Annotated in this window: 1 protein-coding gene; it reads right to left on the bottom strand. The window is 66.9% G+C overall.

Features of this window, described 5'->3' with window-relative positions:
* Window positions 1-117, bottom strand: a 117-nt coding sequence (locus ACTFO6_RS18895; RefSeq protein ID WP_439935892.1) for a phosphoribosylaminoimidazolesuccinocarboxamide synthase, incomplete at its 3' end; no start/stop codon positions are given.
* Window positions 118-266 lie beyond the last annotated feature (149 nt).

The following is a 266-nucleotide window of genomic DNA, read 5'->3' on the forward strand; positions in this document are numbered from 1 at the left end:
GGGCAGCACCACGTCGAAGGCGGACAGCCGGTCGGTCTGAATCACCAACAGCTTGTCCTCCCCCACAGCGTAGAGGTCCCGCACCTTGCACCGGTGCAGGAAGGGCAGGCTCCTGATCCTGGACTCGAAAAGCGGGGGGGCAGGCTCCTACATGGTTCGTTTTCCTGGGGAAATTCAGGCCCGGGCCGCCTGGGCCGGGACGCAGGCCTGCTCGAGCCGCTCCGTGATGGCCAGCGCCGTGGAAAGCGCTGCTTCGACCGCATCCG

The sequence above is a fragment of the Pelomicrobium sp. G1 genome (assembly GCF_051905455.1).
Lineage (GTDB): Bacteria > Pseudomonadota > Gammaproteobacteria > Burkholderiales > UBA6910 > Pelomicrobium.